General features: G+C 62.6%; 13 protein-coding genes. 2 read left to right on the forward strand and 11 right to left on the reverse strand.

All coding sequences use genetic code 11. The features are described 5' to 3' along the window. Positions 1–2: 2 nt before the first annotated feature. Positions 3–1,355, forward strand: coding sequence for a phosphoglucosamine mutase (gene glmM / locus J7I12_RS03100; protein WP_118228942.1), 1,353 nt, complete (start codon positions 3–5; stop codon positions 1,353–1,355). A 104-nt stretch (positions 1,356–1,459) separates the two neighbouring features. On the opposite strand, the gene J7I12_RS03105 is transcribed toward glmM, so the two are convergent. The 5 genes from J7I12_RS03105 to rdgC are packed head-to-tail and all read right to left on the reverse strand — an operon-like array spanning position 1,460 to position 6,177. Then, complete coding sequence (locus tag J7I12_RS03105; protein WP_208360904.1) at positions 1,460–3,067, reverse strand: DNA repair protein RecN; 1,608 nt, start codon at positions 3,065–3,067, stop codon at positions 1,460–1,462. 60 nt (positions 3,068–3,127) lie between these two features. Further along, complete coding sequence (locus J7I12_RS03110) at positions 3,128–3,964, reverse strand: ABC transporter permease (RefSeq protein WP_118228944.1); 837 nt, start codon at positions 3,962–3,964, stop codon at positions 3,128–3,130. Position 3,965: 1 nt separating this feature from the next. Beyond that, positions 3,966–5,003, reverse strand: a complete 1,038-nt coding sequence (locus J7I12_RS03115; RefSeq protein WP_118228945.1) for an ABC transporter permease — start codon at positions 5,001–5,003, stop codon at positions 3,966–3,968. Between the two features lie 9 nt (positions 5,004–5,012). Beyond that, on the reverse strand, positions 5,013–5,540 hold the full coding sequence (locus J7I12_RS03120; RefSeq protein WP_118228946.1) for a hypothetical protein: 528 nt from the start codon (positions 5,538–5,540) through the stop codon (positions 5,013–5,015). Positions 5,541–5,553: 13 nt separating this feature from the next. After that, positions 5,554–6,177: a recombination-associated protein RdgC gene (gene rdgC / locus J7I12_RS03125; protein ID WP_118228947.1), complete on the reverse strand. Its 624-nt coding sequence runs from the start codon at positions 6,175–6,177 to the stop codon at positions 5,554–5,556. A gap of 1,303 nt (positions 6,178–7,480) precedes the next feature. Here rdgC and J7I12_RS03130 point away from each other — a divergent pair. Continuing rightward, entirely contained in the window at positions 7,481–8,227 is a 747-nt protein-coding gene (locus tag J7I12_RS03130; protein ID WP_118229070.1) for a pseudouridine synthase, read from the forward strand. A gap of 32 nt (positions 8,228–8,259) precedes the next feature. On the opposite strand, the gene J7I12_RS03135 is transcribed toward J7I12_RS03130, so the two are convergent. The 6 genes from J7I12_RS03135 to J7I12_RS03160 all read right to left on the reverse strand — a co-directional run bounded on the left by J7I12_RS03135 (position 8,260) and on the right by J7I12_RS03160 (position 17,862). Beyond that, positions 8,260–9,909 (reverse strand): phosphoglucomutase, encoded by a 1,650-nt coding sequence (locus tag J7I12_RS03135; protein WP_208360902.1) that lies wholly within the window; start codon positions 9,907–9,909, stop codon positions 8,260–8,262. 82 nt (positions 9,910–9,991) lie between these two features. Then, the gene (locus J7I12_RS03140) at positions 9,992–10,936 is read right to left on the reverse strand and encodes a glycosyltransferase family protein (protein WP_165450851.1); all 945 of its coding nucleotides are present in this window, start codon (positions 10,934–10,936) and stop codon (positions 9,992–9,994) included. Positions 10,937–11,487: 551 nt separating this feature from the next. After that, complete coding sequence (locus J7I12_RS03145; RefSeq protein WP_118228950.1) at positions 11,488–12,915, reverse strand: DegQ family serine endoprotease; 1,428 nt, start codon at positions 12,913–12,915, stop codon at positions 11,488–11,490. Between the two features lie 13 nt (positions 12,916–12,928). Then, positions 12,929–14,413, reverse strand: a complete 1,485-nt coding sequence (locus tag J7I12_RS03150) for a 30S ribosomal protein S1 (protein ID WP_208360898.1) — start codon at positions 14,411–14,413, stop codon at positions 12,929–12,931. Positions 14,414–14,624: 211 nt separating this feature from the next. Further along, entirely contained in the window at positions 14,625–15,296 is a 672-nt protein-coding gene (gene lolA / locus J7I12_RS03155; protein WP_208360896.1) for an outer membrane lipoprotein periplasmic chaperone LolA, read from the reverse strand. A gap of 97 nt (positions 15,297–15,393) precedes the next feature. Beyond that, the gene (locus J7I12_RS03160) at positions 15,394–17,862 is read right to left on the reverse strand and encodes a DNA translocase FtsK (RefSeq protein WP_236031516.1); all 2,469 of its coding nucleotides are present in this window, start codon (positions 17,860–17,862) and stop codon (positions 15,394–15,396) included. Between the last annotated feature and the right edge of the window lie 64 nt (positions 17,863–17,926).

The raw sequence follows: 17,926 nt of genomic DNA on the forward strand, positions 1-17,926 counted from the left end.
ATATGGCTGAACGTCTTTTTGGCACGGATGGTCTGCGCGGTACGGTCAACACGGCCCCCATGACCGTGGACGTGGCTTTGCGCCTGGGTCTGGCCGCCGGCGTACGTTTCCGTCGTGGGGAGCATCAGCACAAGGTGGTCATCGGCAAGGATACGCGCCTTTCAGGCTATATGTTTGAGTCGGCGCTTACGGCAGGGCTGTGCGCCGCCGGCATGCATGTGATCATGACCGGTCCTCTGCCCACGCCGGCCATATCCTTTCTTACGCGCAGCATGCGTGCAGATTTGGGCGTGGTCATTTCTGCTTCGCACAATCCTTTTCAGGACAACGGCATCAAGTTCTTTGACGCAGAAGGCTACAAACTGCCCGATGAAACCGAAGACGAAATCGCCCGCATGGTGCTTGCCCCCGACTTCGCTTGGCCGTACCCCGATGCGCGTGGAGTAGGGCGGGCCAGCAAGATAGAAGATGCGGGCGGCCGCTACATCGTGTACACCAAAAGCTGCTTTCCGCCCCAGCTGACCCTCTCCGGCCTGCGTATTGTGGTGGACTGCGCCAACGGCGCCAGCTACAAAGTGGCCCCCCTGGCCCTGGAAGAGCTGGGGGCTGAGGTTTTTCGCCTGGGCACCAATCCCAACGGCACCAACATCAATGAGCACTGCGGCTCTCTGCATCCGGAATTGGTGGCGGCCAAGGTGCGCGAGGTACGCGCCGACGTGGGCCTTGCCCTGGACGGCGACGCTGACCGACTCATCGTAGTGGATGAGCACGGAACCATCCTGGACGGCGATCAGCTTATGGCCATGTGCGCCCAGGCCATGATGGCCAGGGGGGAACTGCCGGGCAACCTGCTGGTGGCCACGGCCATGAGCAATATGGCTTTGGAAATCTTTATGCGCGAGCACGGCGGCACCTTGTTGCGCACCAAGGTGGGCGACCGCTACGTCATGGAGGCCATGCGCCGCGAGGGCGCCATGCTGGGCGGCGAACAGTCCGGCCATCTGATTTTCCACCGTTACAGCACTACCGGCGACGGCCTGCTGGCCGCCCTGCAGATCCTGCGCATCATGCGCGAGAAGGAAAAGCCCCTTTCCCAGCTGGCCGGGCTGCTCACGCCCCTGCCCCAAACCCTCATCAACGTGCGGGTGGAAAAACGTCTGCCCTTTGAGGAACGTCCGGCCATCGGCGCGGCCGTAGCCCAAGTGGAACAGGATTTGGCGGGACGGGGACGGGTGCTGCTGCGTTATTCCGGCACAGAAGCGCTTTGTCGTGTCATGGTGGAGGGTGAGCATCCCGACAAGGTCCGGCAGTATGCTCAGGATCTGGCCGCAGTGGTGGAACGCGAACTGCGCTGAAGCCGTCACGCAATTTTGATGCGGTCCGCCGCAGGTCTCCATGAAGGGGCCTGCAGCGGACCGCATTTTTGCGACATGCAGCGCCATCGCAGAGTGAAGTTGTCTTATCCCGCCGCAGCTTCCAGGCTGCGGGCCAGGGCTTCCCCCTGAGGGCCGCCGCCGGCCATGCGGGCCAGCTCCGCGTGGCGGGCCGCCGGGTCCAGGGGCGCACAGAGGGTGAAGGTGGCCCCTGCGCGTACGGTTTTGACGATCTGAAAATGCTTGCGGGCCCGGACGGCCAGTTGCGGCCAGTGGGTGATCAGCAGCATTTGCCGACTGGCGGCCAGAGCAGAAAGTTTTTCCGCCAGCTTGTTGAGGGTAAGCCCGCCCACGCCCGCGTCTACTTCATCAAAAATAAAGGTGGCCCCTTCCGCCTCTTCGCCGCGCACACCGGCGAGCGCCAGCAAGAACCGGGAAAGTTCGCCGCCGGAGGCAATCTTGTCCAAGGGCTGGGGCGGTTGGCCGGGGTTGGGGGCCCAGAGGATGCGTCCGCGCTCATCATGAAGGCCGGGCCAGACCTCCTGAGGCGTAAATTCCGCCAGCACGCGCACCTGGTCGGAAAAGCCCAGACCGCGCAGCTCCTCTTCCAGCCGCCGCACCGTTGCTGCAGCGGCGGCGCGACGTGCGGGGCGCAGGCGCTCCAGCACACCGTGCAGACGTACGGCCAGAGCGGCCTCCTCCGTATCCAGACGGTGCAGATCCAGGGCACAGACATCCAGAAAGGAAAGGTTCTGGCCTATCTCATCTTGCAAGGCAAGGATTTCCGGCAAGGTCCGGTGCAACTTGCGCTTGAGCTGAGCCAGGGTAAAAAGGCGTTCCTCCACCTTATCCAGATCGGGCAGGTCATCATCCAGGGGGCCGCGTCGCAGACGTCGGGCCAGCTCCGTCAATTGTTCACGCAGGCTCGCTGCGGTTTCAGCCGTGGCCTTACAACCTGCGTCCCCTTCGGCTAGATGGTCCAGCAACTTTTCCAGCCGCACAAGCTGGTCCAGCAGACCTTCCCCTTCGTCGCCGTGGAGCAGGGCAAGGGCCCGTTCGTGGTCCTCACGCCGCCGTTCCGCCTGGCGGACCTGGGCTCGCAGCGATTCCAGGCGCTCTTCCTCGCCGGGCTCCGGAGCCACCTTGGCGATTTCCTGCTGCTGCATCTCCAGCAGTTCGCGACGCTCGGCCAGGCCGGCCTGTTTTTGGCGCAGGGCTTCCCGTTGCGTGGCCAAGCGGCGCAGGTCTTCCAAAAGGGCGTCCCTTTGGGTGGGCAGGGTGGGGTCGGCAAGGCCGTGTTCCAACAGGCGGGCCTGCACGGCCGGCTGCAAAAGTTTTTGCTGGGCGTGCTGGCTGGTGTGGCTGACCAGACGGTCGCGCAGGTCACGCAGGCTTTCCTGGGAGCGCAGACTGTCATTGATGTAGAGCCGACTGCGGCCGCTTTCGGCCAGAAGTTCGCGGCGCAGGATCAGATCCTGTTCCGGCTGACTGAACAGGGCTTCCACCTGGGCGCGCTCGGCCCCTGGGCGCACCATGTCCGCCGCCAATCTGTCGCCCAGCAGAAAACCCAAGGCTTTAAGAATAAAGCTCTTGCCGGCCCCGGTTTCACCAGTCAGCACGTTCATGCCGGGGGCAAATTCCAGCTCCATGTCCTCAATGAGGGCCAGGTTGCGAATGCGCAGATATTCCAGCATGGCAGGTTCCGCGGGCTTACATTTTAAAGTATAACTTTAAATTTTATACCAACAGGCTCTTCAGCGGCGCAGGCGCGGGTCGCTAAGGTCGCGCAGGCTTTCGCCCAAAAGATTATAGCCCAGTACCGTGACCAAAATAGCCAGCCCGGGATAGACGGAAAGCCAGGGCGCGGTTTCGATGACGGATTTGCCGTCCATGAGCATGTTGCCCCAGCTGGCCGTGGGCGGCTGTACGCCCAGGCCCAGAAAACTCAGACTGGATTCCACCAGGATGGCCCCGGCCACGCCCAGGGTGGCCGTGATGAGCACGGGCGCCAAGGCGTTGGGCAGGATATGCCGCAGCAATATGCGCCAGGCGGGCGTACCCGCCAGGCGGGCCGCATCCACAAACTCTCTTTGGCGCAGGCTGAGGGCCTCGGCCCGCACCAGCCTGGTGACGCCCATCCAGGAGGTGAGCCCGATAACGACCATTATATTGGTAAGGCTTGGTTCCAGAAAGGCAATGACCGCCAGGATGAGAAAAAAGGAGGGGAAGCAGAGCATAATATCCACGGCGCGCATGACCACCTCATCCACCCAGCCGCGAAAATAACCGCTCACCAGACCCAGCACCGTGCCGATGCTGACCGAAATGCCCACGGCCACAAAGCCTACCCAGAGGGAAATGCGCCCGCCGAAGAGCAGACGGGAAAAAACGTCTCGCCCCAGCCGGTCCGTGCCCAGCCAGAACAGGGCGGAAGGCGGCTCCAGAATATGGTCCAGGTGCAGGGCATCGGGATTGTAAGGGGCCAGCCAGGGGGCCAGCAGGGCGGCCAGGGACATGCCCAGCACCAAAATGAGCCCCAGCGTCAGCATGAGGTTACGGCCCAGCAGTTTTTTCAGGACGACGGGGCACATGTCAGCTGCCTTCCCCGGCGCTGCGGATGCGCGGATCGGCCAGGCCGTAACAAACGTCAGCCAGCAGATTGCCCGCCAGGGTGAGCACCGCGCCCAACACCAGGTTGCCCATGATCATGGTGTAGTCGCGGGCCATGACGGCGGCATAAAAAAGCTGGCCTAGGCCGGGCAAGGCAAAGATGGACTCGATGATGACGCTGCCGCCGATGAGCCCCGGCACGGAAAGACCCAGCAGGGTAATGACCGGCAAAAGGGCGTTGCGCAGAGCGTGGCGCAGGACCACGGCGGTTTCGCTCAGCCCTTTGGCCCTGGCGGTAAGGATGTAGTCCTGCCGCAGCACTTCCAGCATGCAGGCCCGCATATACCGGGACATGCCCGCAAGCCCGCCCACAGTATAGACCGTAATAGGCAGGGCCAGATGCCGGGCCAGGTCGCAGAAGCGCTCCCAGGGGCCCATTTGGGCGTAGTTCATGGAAGTGAGGCCGGAAATGGGCAGCCATTGCAGATCAATGCCGAAAAAGAGCATGAGCAGCAGGGCCAACCAGAAAGAGGGCATGGCGAAACCCAGAAAAACCAGAACGGTCACCGTGCGGTCCAGCAGGGAATTGCGGCGGCAGGCCGAAATAATGCCCACGGGAATGGCGATGGCCAGGGTAAGGAGCAGAGAAACCAGGTTCATGCCCACGGTAAGGGGCAGACGCTCCAGAATTCTGGTCAGCACGGGCCTGCCATCGGCGGACATGGAATTGCCGAAATCCAGGTGCAACAGGCGCACCAGCCAGTCCCAGTACTGCACGTACAGAGGGCGGTCCAGCCCGTAGAGGGCCTCCAGCCGCTGACGTGCAGCCGCGCCGGCCAGGGGGTTGAGGGTAGTTTCCATATCCGTGGGCGAACCGGGGGCCAGGTGGATGACCCAGAAGCTGATGATGGTAATGCCCCAAAGCACCAGCAACATCCAGAGGGTTTTGCGCAGGGTGTTGCGGGCCACATCGCCCCAGGCGGAACGGCTGCGGACGGGAGAGGAGGGCAGGGCGCTCATGGATCTGGATTACTCCGTGCGGGTCATCCACTGGCGCATGTCCGTCACTTCCTTGAGCCAGTCCGGAGAAAGGCGCAGGCGCAGAAAGCGGGCATAGAGCGCATCCAGCAGGCCGGTGCAGATTTCCATCAGGGCGATCTTTTCCAACAGCAGGGCGTCGGGGTCGTCGTCCGCATCACTGGTGTCGATTTTGGGCGTGCGCAGACTGTTTAAGCAAAAGTCCTCAGCCTTGAGACTGAGCTGAAAAGCCAGCTCGTCCTTTTCCAGGCGTACCAGGGCGCGGCTGACCTTCTTGCCCGTGCCCAGGCCGAAACGGGCCTCGCGCAGCGGAGAGAGCGAGCCGGAAACCGTTGCCGTTTCCCGCGCTTCGCCTTCGCCGCCTTCCACCACGATGCGCTGCTCCATAGAAACCGCAAAGGGCGCGCCCGTGGCGTCTGTAAAGCCGCCAGGGGCCGTGTCGCTCTGATACCAGAGCCAGGTCAGAAATTCCCTACCCAGGATGCTGTCTGGGGATTCGGCGGAATAGGCTGTGCTCATGTTCTGTCTTCCTTTACGCCTGTGGGGCGAACTGGGTGGCTTCAAGCTGGTCCAGGCGGATGAGGCTGTCTTCGTCCAGCAGGCTGGCCGCCAGATTATAGGGCGTAAGCTGCTCCAGGTGCAGATCAAAAGTCTTGAGGAATTCTTCCATAAACAATTCGATCATCTTGCCCTGGGTGGAGGCGAACCAGATTTCGTTTTTGTCCGTGGCCCAAAGTACGTTGAATTCCGCCGGTACAGGCAAAAAACGCTGCCGCAGGCGCAGCATGACCTGTTCCTTGAGTTCTTTTTTGCGTTCACGCGCAATAAAGGTCTTACCCTGGTCGCGGAGCCGGTTTTTTTCCTCTTTAAGGGCCAGGGCCAGGTGCTTTTTGACAACTCCGGCAGGGATGCGGCGCGTGTCCAGCCGCAGAGAAAAGACCAGGTACGCCCCCTTGTGGGGTGTGGCCGTGGTCCACTGGGTGTCCAGCATGTCTTCAAAGCTGACCCAGCCGCAAGCCTGCGGCTCCGGGATATTGTCGATATCCTGCATGGCGTACTGCTTGAGCTTGTCCGGAATCTGCGGCCAGAGCTCGGCGGGCACGGGATCCAAAATGCGGAAACGGGTAAAACTGCAGGCGCTGTTGGCAAAGCCCATGAACATACCTCGGCGTAAGACGTTGGCCTGTGTTGTACGTCAGAGCCGCGCCGTGGGCAAGCCCAGTGTGGCGCGGCCCTTGGGGTGTGGCCGTTGCCGCAGGCAGGACGGGGGGCGTATGCGCCACCAATGCGGACGGTGCCGGCAAAGGGGACGGCTGGACTGTGTTCAGAGGGCATGCGTACGACAGCATGGCTGTGTCCCGCCGCACAAAGGCTGGCACAACAACAGAGGGCTGAACCACCTGAAGCCGGGGAAAATTGTGGTGCTGCAGCGTACTTGTGTCTTGTCTGTCTTTGCGATGGCTTGCGGTACGGCGATTTTGGCTTTTGTCCAAACCCGCCGGGGTCTCTGGCGGCAAGGTATGGTCTGCGGGATGGGGCAAAGGGCAGGCTCCCCCGGCGCGGATTTAAATGTCCCATAATGATAATTATGTAAACTTTTGAGACAAAAAACCGCGTTGTCCCTGCAGTAAACGCTTTGGACGCAGCCAGGGCCGCCATCCCGCAGAGCTTGCCCCGTTGTGCCCGTCTGTACGGCCCGTGTACGCATCCGGCCAAACGCTTCAAGCGTCGGGCCTGGCGCTTTTATCCGGCTCGATTCGGCTGTCGCACAGCCTACCGAACCCACGGCGGCCCCAAATCCACGCCGTCAACATGGACTTCCGTCGAATAAACCTGCGCCGTCAAAAATCCGCGTCTTGACGCGGGCTCCCGCTTCGCGCACCATGCGCTCAAGCGGATCCCCGCGCGCAGACTTTTTATGCATGGACAGGGTTCGGTGTGGTGCTTGGGCCTCTATTCCTCTTTGGGAGATACCCCTTCTCAAAAGGTTCCACATAAGAAAAAGGGAGCGTTCTCGCACCGCTCTCCCCTCTGCATGGCGTAGTCGCATGGTTGGTAGGTCTTTTCGCGCGGCTGTCAGGGGTTTGCCGCCGCGTGGAGTGTCCGGCTTTCATACAATTAAAGTATTTCTTTAACGTATAGTAACATTAAGAAATTTACGGCACGCTCGTTTCGGCACGTAACCGCGCAAATAAAGGGCGGCGCTGCTTCATCTGTAACTAGCCCTACTGCTGTCTTTGCCCGTAACTTTTTTCGTCGTAACGGGCCAGGCTCCCGCGGCGCAACGGCTGGAGCTACGCTGGCGCCTCCGCGGCGGGCGTCTGCTTACACAACCGTCAGGGCATTCCAACGTTGCAATGCCCTGGGGTATTTTTTCAGGAGATTGGGACATGAACGGGAAGGGGCACCAGCAGCGCACGGCGCGCACACGAGTCGGCGCTACGGCCGCACAGGCAGAAATGACCGGGCCGGACGCGCCCGCAACTCAGCGGCTGAACAAGGCCATTGCGGCCAGTGGTCTGTGCTCCCGGCGCAAGGCGGACGAGCTTATTCTGGCGGGCCGGGTTTCTGTCAACGGTCTGCCGGAACCCAGCCCCGGCCGTCAGGTGAGGCCGCAGGATGTGCTGGCCGTGGACGGAAGCCCCTTGGCGGCCCCCCAGAGTTACGCCTATGTGCTGCTGCACAAACCCGTGCGGGTTGTCTGCACGGCGCACGACCCCGAAGGGCGACCCACCGTGCTGGATTGCCTGCCTGAGGCTTTGCGCGAGCTGCGGCTCTACCCGGTGGGCCGCTTGGACTATTTCTCTGAAGGATTGCTGCTGCTGACCAATGACGGCGCGCTGGCCCAGCGGCTGTGTCACCCCAGCCACCACCAGCCCAAGACCTATGAGGTGCTGGTGCGCGGCGCGGTGCCGCCCGCAGCTCTGGAAGCCATGCGCGCGGGCATGCGCCTGGCCGAAGGGGAACAGCTCGCCCCGGTGACGGTATCGGCTGTGCCTCAGGCCAGGGGTACGTTGCTGCGCATGGTGCTGCACCAAGGGCTCAACCGACAGATCCGCCGCATGTGCCGCGACCTGGCTCTGACTATCCTGCGTTTGTGCCGCGTGGCCCAAGGGCCTCTGGCCTTGGGAGATCTGCCCGCCGGTGTGGCCAGAGCTCTGACCAGCCGCGAGGTGGAAGCCCTGCGGCGCAGTGTGGGGCTTTGAGGCTTCCCCTCGGCTCTGCAAAAGTTTTTTCCCTACGCGCCCCTTTTGAGCAGACGCTCCAGAAAGCCCAGCGCATCCTTCTGCAGAGCGCAGAGGTGCTCCTCTCCTTTAAAACTTTCGGTGTAGACCTTGCAAATGGGCTCGGTGCCCGAAGGACGCACGGCAAACCAGCCATCTTCACTTACCACTTTAACGCCGCCCATGGGCGCATCGTTGCCCGGCGCGCGGGTCAGCACTGCGGTTACGGGCGATCCGCCCAGGCTGCGCAAGGGCACATCCTCCGGCCTGACAGCGGCCAGAGCGGCGCGCACATCGTCGTCCGCAGGCGCGTCCAGGCGCTGATAAACGGGGCGGCCCAGGCGCTCGGCCAGTCGTTCGTAAAGTTCAGAAGGCGAAGCCTGCTCCACGGCCATCATTTCGGCGGCCAGCAGGCACATGAGGGGACCGTCCTTGTCCGTGCTCCAGGGGCTGCCGTCAAAGCAAAGAAAGGAGGCCCCGGCGCTCTCTTCGCAGGCCAGGCCGCAGCTGCCGTCGCGCAAATAGGGCACAAACCACTTGAAACCCACGGGCACCTCCAGCACAGGACGCCCCAGGCTCTGCCCCACCCTGTCCAGCATGGCGCTGGTCACCAGCGTTTTGCCGATGCCGCTGTGCGCGGGCCACTGCCGCCGGGTGCGGAACAAATACCAGGCCGCTACGCTGAGGTAGTGGTTGGGCGGCATGAGCTCTTCGCGCGTGACAATGCCGTGCCGGTCTGAATCGGGGTCGCAGGCAAAAGCCAGGTCAAAACGCCCGCGCATTTCCAGCAGACGGCTCATGGCGTAAGGCGACGAGCAGTCCATGCGGATTTTGCCGTCCTTATCGCAGGGCACAAAGCGAAAGGTGGGGTCCACCACCTTGTTGACCACCGCAATGTCCAGGCCGTAAGTTTCGGCAATGGGTTCCCACAGGGGCAGGCTGGCCCCGCCCAAGGGGTCCGCGCCCAGCTTGAGGCCAGAGGCGGCGATGGCCTTCATGTCCAGCACCAGGGCCAGGTCATCCACATACTGACGAATAAAGTCGTATTCCTCCACCAGGGGCGAGGCCAAGGCCGTACGCAGGGACACAAGTCGCACGCTGCGGTTGCCGCTTTCAAGGCAGGCATTGGCCAGACTTTGGATCTGCCTGGTGACCGCCGCCTCGGCCGGGCCGCCGTGGGGCGGATTATACTTGAAGCCGCCGTCGCGCGGAGGATTATGGGAAGGCGTGATGACGATGCCGTCCGCAAGGCCCGTGGCGCGCCCCGCATTCCAGCGCAAAATGGCGTGAGAAACGGCCGGGGTAGGCGTGTACGCCCCATGGCGCGGCACACGCACCGCCACGTTGTTGGCCGTCAGCACTTCCAGAGCTGAGCGGAAGGCCGCTTCGGAGAGGGCGTGGGTGTCGCCGCCCAGAAAAAGCGGGCCGTCAATGCCCTGCGCCTTACGGTAGTCGCACACGGCCTGGGTGATGGCGTAGATGTGCTCTTCATTAAAACTGCACAACAGGGATGTGCCCCGGTGCCCGGACGTGCCGAAGGCCACCCGCTGCTCCGGTCGGCCGGGATCGGGAACTTCGGTATAGTACGCGCTCATGAGCGCGGGGATATTTTCCAGCTTTTCCGGGGGGGCAAGCTGCCCCGCATCCGTATGGACCACAGGCATGACAATCTCCCTTGTTGTGTGGCGGGCTGCCGCTGCTCCTGCCCTGACTCATACGCCGGAACGGGCCGGGCGGCAATGCCGCTCACGCGCCGCAGGCGACGCGGGCAAAAAATTCGCGATAGGAGCCCCAGTCCGGCCCGACCAGCTCCCCGGCCAGCATGCCGAAGGCCGTATGCACCGCCCGTCGGCGGACTTCATGTTCCGCTTGAAGGCGCGTTTGCCACTGTTCTGTAGTTCGCACCCAGCGCAGCAATCCCACCAGGGTGCGGGCCCGGACCAGGGCGGTGTGCCTTGCGGCGACCAGGGCTTGCCCCGCCGCGGCCACTGCGGCCAGCCCCACAGGGTCGGCCAGGGCAGTCGCGGCCGCAGCGGCTGCGGCGTCGGCGTCGTTACGGGGATAGGGGGGCAAAATATTTTCACCGGGGCAGAACAGCTCCGTCAGGCCATTGGCGCACTGTTCCATAAGTAATGCCGCGCCCCAGGCCATGGCTTCAAAAACGCGGAAATTCAGTTCGGAAAAAGCCGTCTGGTTAAGCACAATGCGACTGCGCGCAAACAGGGGGCGGTAGTCGCCGCTGCGGCAGACAAGGGGGTGGCGACGCTTGAAGCCTTGTAGAAAGGGCTGCCGATCCGGATTGTTTTTGTGCCCCAGGGTGCCCACAAAAACTACAGGCACATCCCTGCTCTCCCAAAGCGGCATTGAAGGCGGCTCTCCGGGATAGAACAGGGGCAGCCAACGACAGGACTGGCCTTCACCCATGAACAGCTGGAGGTGGTCCTTCTGCGCCGCCAGAGCCAAGTCAAAGCCGCGGGCATAGGGGATGTGCCAGGGATTGCAATACGTGTCTATGGAGTAGAAGGCACTGGGGCACGGGACGTCTTCCGGATTCAGCAGCAGGGGCAGGTTGCCGTTGTCGGCATAAAAGAAGGCATCCGGAAGAAAACCGCGGGCGGCCAGCAACTGCCAGAGCCGCGCCGCAGTGACCGGATGTTCCAGCACCAGGCCCTGGTGTGCCCCGGGGCCCATATGAAGCACCTGGAATCCCAGTTTTTTCAAGGCGTCGCAGAGGTATGTACCCCCAAACACCAGAATGCGCTCGTCCACGTCCCTGCCCCACTGCCATGGTCTTTCCGCACACTCAGAACCGTCCGCCCGTCGTAAGCGGATTTCCTTCGGAATTTCGTTCATCCCTCAAAGAGAAGCAAAAACTGCACCTGTGCGCACGTAACTGGCACGGTAGCTGGGGTCGCAACTCCCTTCAATGCAAGTGAGCCAGACTAGAGTATTTAACACTTGAAATGCTCGCTTACGGCAGGCAAAAGCCTGCCTTCTCGCATTTCGTGGCAAGGATTTTCAAGAAAATCCTTGCAGAGCAATTAACTCATTTCATTCGTAAACTGCTCTAACGCCCATGCTCTTGTGCGGCATATGGGTGCAGTCGCCAAGGCAGTGCCGGGCTGCTCTGTCTTGGAAGTGTTTTTACCAATAACGTTGCAAAATAGTAAAAAAAACGGGGCGTCCCGTCAATGGGACGCCCCGGAAATGCGGTGCGGACCACCCCGCTGCCGCTGCTCGTGCTATTTGCCCAATGTCACCGTGCGGAAGTAAACGTCTCCGCGCCGGGAAATCTGCAGCATGACGGCGCCGCGTTTGACGCCCTCGTCGTTGACGATCCGGGAAAGATCCTGGGCGCTGCTGACGGGCTTGAGGTTGGCTTTGAGAATCACGTCGCCAGGACGCAGGTCCGCTTCAGCAGCGGGTTTGTTCTGGTCCACATCCACAATGAGCAGGCCTTCGTTGGCGTCCAGCTTCAGTTCACGGCGTTCCTCTGGGGTAAGGGGACGCACGGCGATGCCGAGCTGCCCTTCATTCTGTCCGTGTTTGCCGGCCTTGCCGCCATTGAAGCCCGTAAGGGAGGACTTACGTTCGCCCAGGGTTACGGTGAGGTCACGGGTTTTGCCGTCCCGCCAGACGGTGATGGCAGCCTTGGAGGCGGGGGCTTTGTCCGCAATGGCCCGCAGCAGGGCTGCGGCGTCGGCAATGTTTTTGCCGTCCACGCTCAGGATGATGTCGCCGTCCTTCATGCCCGCCTTGGCGGCGGGTTCGCCTTCCATGACGCTGCCCACCAGGGCGCCCTTGGCTTCGCCCAGACCCAGGGCCTTGGCCGTGCCTTCATCCACGTCCTGAATGGTCACGCCGATCCAGCCGCGGCTGACTTTTTTGCCGCTTTTGATCTGGGTAATGATGCTGGAGGCCATATTGCTGGGGATGGCAAAACCAATGCCCTGCCCGCTGGCGATAATGGCCGTGTTAATGCCGATAACCTGCCCCTGAAGGTTGAGCAGAGGGCCACCGCTGTTGCCAGGGTTGATGGAGGCGTCGGTCTGCAAAAAGTTGTCAAAAGGCCCGGCGTGGATATTCCGGTTTTTGGCCGACAAGATGCCCGCCGTTACCGTGTGGTCCAGACCAAAAGGATTGCCGATGGCCAGCACCCAATTACCCACCTGCAGGGCTGCGGAATCACCAAAACTGAGGAAGGGCAGCGGCTTTTTCACGTCCACTTTGAGCAGGGCCAGGTCCGTCTCTTCGTCCGCACCGATGAGCTTGGCCGGGATGGCTTCGCTCTTGCCCGTGCTCTGGTCCAGGGTCACCCGGATAACGTCCGCGTCGGCCACCACATGGTTGTTGGTGACGATGTAGCCGTCTTCAGAGATGATAAAGCCGGACCCCAGGGATTTTTGGCGCATCTGCGGGCGTTTGCCGCCGCGCATGCCGAACTGGTCAAAGAATTTTTCAAAACCGGGAGGCATGTTGCGGAACATCTCACCGAAGATGTCGTCCTGGTCGCCGCCACTGGCCTTGCGCTCTGTATTAATATTGACCACGGCGGGGCCGCATTTGGCGGCCAGATCGCTGAAATCGGGCAGTCCGGCGGCCCCGGCGCTCTGCCAGGAAAGCAGCAACGCCAGAGCCACCAAAGCGGAAAGGTATTTGCGCACAGTCATGGAAAGCTCCTTGCTATTTTTTCTGCAAAGCCTTCTGCAAAGCCTGTGCCATAATACTTGTTCCCATGCTGCCGCCATTGCTTCCGGCGCCGTGGCCGGCTGCGGCTTTGGCATGTTGCCGCCAGGCCTTATCCTCGGCCATTTCTGCGGCTTCGGTGCCTTCGGGAGCCAGGCTGATGCGTCGGGCCGCAGGGTCCATATTTTGCACCACCAGGGTCACGGCGTCGCCTTTGTCCAATTTGCTGAACTGGGCGGCGTTTTTGGCGCTTTTGAGCACCCCGGCGGGCAACAGACCGGTGATGCCGGGAGCAAGCGTAACAAACAGGCCGTACTGGCTGCGGCTTTCCACCGTGCCGTCAACGCTGGCGCCCACGGGGAAGCGTTGGGCCGCGTCCTGCCAGGGGTCGCCTTCGGCTTCACGCAGGCTCAAAGATATGCGGCGGGTTTCAGGATTGATGTCCCTGATTTTTACGGATACGGCATCGCCAGGCTGCACCACGTCCTCGGCCTTGAGCACCCGCCGTTCCCAGGACATTTCAGAAATGTGCACCAGCCCTTCCACACCGGGCAGAATTTCCACAAAAGCGCCGAAGGGCGCCAGGCGCACCACCTTGCCAGGCACCACTTCGCCGGGGGTAAGGCGCTGGGAAACTTCCTGCCAGGGGTCGCCCTGGGCCTGCTTGCGCGAAAGGGCTATGCGCACCTGCCCTTTTTTGTCCTTTTCCAGGCTGAGCACCTTGGCGCGCACCACGTCGCCGAGGCTCACGGCCTCATCCGGGGCGCTGACTCTGGACCAGGAAAGCTCGGAAATATGGATCATGCCCTCCACGGCCGGGGCCAGTTCCACAAAAGCGCCAAAGGGGGCCAGGCGGCTGACCGTGCCTTCCACCGTATCGCCCACCTTGAGGGTCTGGAGCAAAGCGTCCAGATTTTCCTGCCGCTCACGATCCAGCAGGGCGCGGCGCGAAACCACAATGTTGCGCCCACGATTTTCTACCCGTGTGACCAGGAACTGCAGGGTGCGGCCCACCAGGCCTTCGGCTTCCGCCGTGGACGCGCCGATCTGGCTGCCGGGGCAGAACGCAGTTTTGCCCAGTACTTCAACGGTGTAGCCGCCCTTGCAGATGGCTGCCACCCGACCTTCCACGGGCACGCCGCTGTCGCGGGCTTCTTCTATGGCCGCCACGCCGCTACCGCTCATGGAACGGGAAAGGCGGATTTCCTGCGGAGAAACGCCGATGACCCAGGCTTCCAGCTTATCGTCGGGCTTGACGGTTTCGTTGCCCTCAGCGTCCAGAATGTCCTTGCGGTCTAGGATGCCGTCCACCTTGATGCCCACATCCACAAAGACATTGTCGCCGCTGATGGCGATGACCGTGCCTTCCACCTTCTGGCCGGGCTGCAGACGCCCTGCTGTGGCCTCGTGGGCCGCCAGCAGCGCGGCAAAATCTTCAACGCCTTCCTCCGGCGCGACGGCCGGGGTTTTCTCCTCGATCATCTTTCCTGCTCCTTCACAAGCGGATTTCATACTTGAGTTATAAATTCTATGCTATCTCTGGTAGAAAAACAATGCGGCCCGGCAGGGTTCCGCAGCGACGCTGCGCCTGTTTGTCGGCAAAAGTGGGTGACTTTTACGCAGCTGGGTATTTTTTACCCGCTGCCCGGCCGTACGCGACAGGCGGCACAAGCGGCCGCAGGCGCCGAAAAAATTATTTGAACAGTTCCCGTTCGGGAACCTTATGGTCAATGCGGTCTTCCACCTCTATGCCCTTGGGCGGCGTAAAGCTGAAGGCCCCGGCCTCCAGACGGGCGTCGGGCGTAAAGCTGGTGAGGCGCACGTCGTTGCCGTTGCCGTAAAAATCCGTGATGGCGGCCCGACGGATATAGCCCGTATTCCGCTCCACCCAGATGACGGCCTCCACCATCTGCGGCGAAGGGTCTTTGGGGTAGAGCCGCAGCCTGACCAGACCATCGTCCTGTCCTTCATTCTTGATTTCAAAGTCTTTGGTAAGGGCGGCCTGACCGGTGATGACCTGGATAATGCTGCGTGAATCCTGCACCAGGCTCGGCGGGTAGCGATAGGCCACTTCTTCGTCGGGCAGATAGTCCCAGATCTCCCTGTCCGTGACCACCAGCGTTTCTTCATGGGGCCGTGCCGTCTGCCAGCGGATGCGCAGGGGCTTTTGGAACAGCAGCGTGCCCTGCCGTTGCTCCACCGAGCCGCTCTCCTTGTGGCTGAGGGTCTGGGTGAAGCCGGCGGAAAAAGCCTGCAGTTTTTCGTAGCGGGCCTGAATGGTCTGCGTCAGAGGGTCGGCAGCGCTCGCCGCCGGGGCGGGAGCGCACAGGGCCAGGGCCAGAAATGCCAGGACAAGAGCGCGCATACTTCCTCCGCGGCCGAAGCCGCCTTTTCCGACGGCGCGCAGCCGGGCGTCGCCGAAAGTTGTCTGGTCCGGCGTCCGGGCCGCCGCGGGGCGAGGGTTACTTCACCACCGCCCTGGGTTTGCTGCCGTCGGCCGGGCCGATGATGCCGTCCTGCTCCAGTTGCTCTACCAGGCGGGCGGCGCGGTTGAAACCGATTTTGAAACGCCGTTGCACCAGGGATATGGAGGCCCTGCCCTGCTCGCTTACAAAAACCTGCACTTCGCCATACAGAGGATCCTGGGCCGCATCGCCGCCGCCACCGCCGCCGGAACCACCGTTGGCCGCTTCCGGGCTCCACTGCGCAAAATCCACCTTATAGGAAGGCCGCAGGTGGCGCTTCCAGTGGGCCACCACGCGCTGCACCTCCTCGTCGCTCAGGAAGGGGCCGTGCAGGCGCAGCAGACGGCCACCGCTGGGCTTGAAGAGCATGTCGCCCCGGCCCAGCAGGTGTTCCGCGCCCACCTGGTCCAGAATGGTGCGCGAATCGTGCTTGGAAGTGACCTGGAAGGAAATGCGGCAGGGGAAGTTGGCCTTGATCAGCCCCGTGACCACATCCACGCTGGGGCGCTGGGTGGCCAGAATCATGTGGATGCCCGCCGCGCGGGCCAGCTGGGCCAGACGCACAATGCTGGTTTCCACCTCGCGGGCGGCGGTCATCATAAGGTCCGCCAGCTCGTCGATGACAATGACCAGATAAGGCAAAGGCTCCAGGTCGGCAAAGTCGGACGGCAGGTCGTTTTTGTAGGCGGCCAGCTTCTGGTTAAAGCCGGCCACGTTGCGCACGCCCAGCCGGGCCATGGCCTCGTAGCGGCGGTCCATCTCGTGCACGGCCCAGTCCAGGGCGTTTTTGGCCTCGCTCATTTCCGTGACCACGGGGTGCACCAGGTGCGGTTCGTCGGCATACACGGCCATTTCAATGCGCTTGGGGTCCACCAGCAAAAGCTGCAGGTCTTCCGGCTGCGTGCGGTAAAGCAGGCTGATGAGGATGCCGTTGAGGCAGACGCTTTTGCCCGCGCCAGTAGCCCCGGCCACCAGCAGGTGCGGCATGCGGGTCAGATCGGCCATGTAGGGCTGCCCGGCAATGTCCTTGCCGAGGATCATGGTCAGAGGGCCGCAGCCCTTGCGGAAGGCCTCGCAGGCCGCCAGCTCGCGAAAATTGACGGTTTCACGGTTCTCATTGGGGATCTCTATGCCGACGGTGTCCGTGCCGGGTATGGGGGCCTGGATGCGTACGGCAATGGCTTTGAGGGCCAAGGAAAGGTCGTCGCTCAGATTGGCGATGCGGCTCACCCGGATGCCGGGCGCCGGGCGCACTTCATACATGGTGACCACGGGGCCGGGTGTAATGCGCACCAGCTCGCCCTGAATGTCAAAATCCTTGAGGCAGGCGATAAGGGCCTTGCCCCTGGCCTCCCGGTCTTCCCGGGCCGGACCGCCCGCCGTTTTGGTCGGGGGGGCCAGCAGGTCCAGGCCAGGCAGAGGAATGGGGGCCTTTTTGCCCAGCAGGGGGGCCAGAGCGGCCCGCACCCCACCGCCGCGCGGGGCTTTCTCCTCAGGGGCGGGAGCGGCAGGCGCTTCTTCAGGAGCGGGTTGCGGCTTTGCCGCGTCGGCAGGCGCGACAGGCGTAGAAGGCGTCGCAGGCCCGAAGGCTTCAGCCCGGGGGAAGGGGTCATCGTCAAGCGCAAAGCCCGATGCCGTGCCCGGAGCCACGGAATCCGCCCCTTTAACGGGTGGGGCGTCCGCGTCAGGCTGCTCCGTGCCGGAGTCAGCTGCCCCCAAACTGCCCGACCCAGGCGCATCTATGGGGTTACCGTCCTCATAGACCCTGGGCAGCCGCCCTGCCGTGGGCCGGATGTCGCCCAGTTTATCCAGCAGCCTGGTCCAGAGATCACGCGCGGGCAGGCGCCAACGGGCCAGCAGACGATCCAGCACGGGAGTCTCTTCCGCGCCTGCTGCCGCAGGTTCCGGCTCGGCAAAGCTGACAGCTTCGGAAGCGGACGCTTTTTCTTTTTGCGCGGCCTTTTCCCGCCAGGTCAGCCAGCGGGCGTGCAGCCAGCGCCCCAGCCGGCCGGCCAGGGTAAACCAGGAGATATTGCCCGCCAGCTGCGTGCCCACCAGGGCCACAAACAGCCAGAGCAGGGCTGAACCGCCGGGGCTGAGATAGTGGCTGGCGTTATTGTGCAGGGCGCTGCCCACCATGCCGCCGCCCCAGAGGTCGCCCACGGAAAAATCCCCTGCCGCCGCCAGCACCAGCAGGCAGAGCGTCATAAGGAAAAAGCCGCACCAGCGCAGCCAATGCAGACTGTAAGCGGGAGAAATGCACGCAGCGCCCAGCGCCCCAAAAGCCAGCGGGCAAAGCAGGGCCACCACGCCAAACACGTCGTTAAGAAAACCTGCAGCGTAAGCGCCGAACAGCCCCGCTTTGTTGTGCACCACTGCCGCGCCGCTGACCACATGGTTGAGGCTGGGGTCATTGGCGTCAAAACTGCCCAGGCTGAGCAGAAGCAGTAAAGCCCAGAACAGCAGAAAAAGGCCGAAAAGCTCGCGACTGAACTTGTGGGAATCCGTAGGGCTACCCTCCCTGGACAGG

Origin of the sequence: Desulfovibrio diazotrophicus (assembly GCF_902498985.2) — a bacterium.
Lineage (GTDB): Bacteria > Desulfobacterota > Desulfovibrionia > Desulfovibrionales > Desulfovibrionaceae > Desulfovibrio > Desulfovibrio legallii.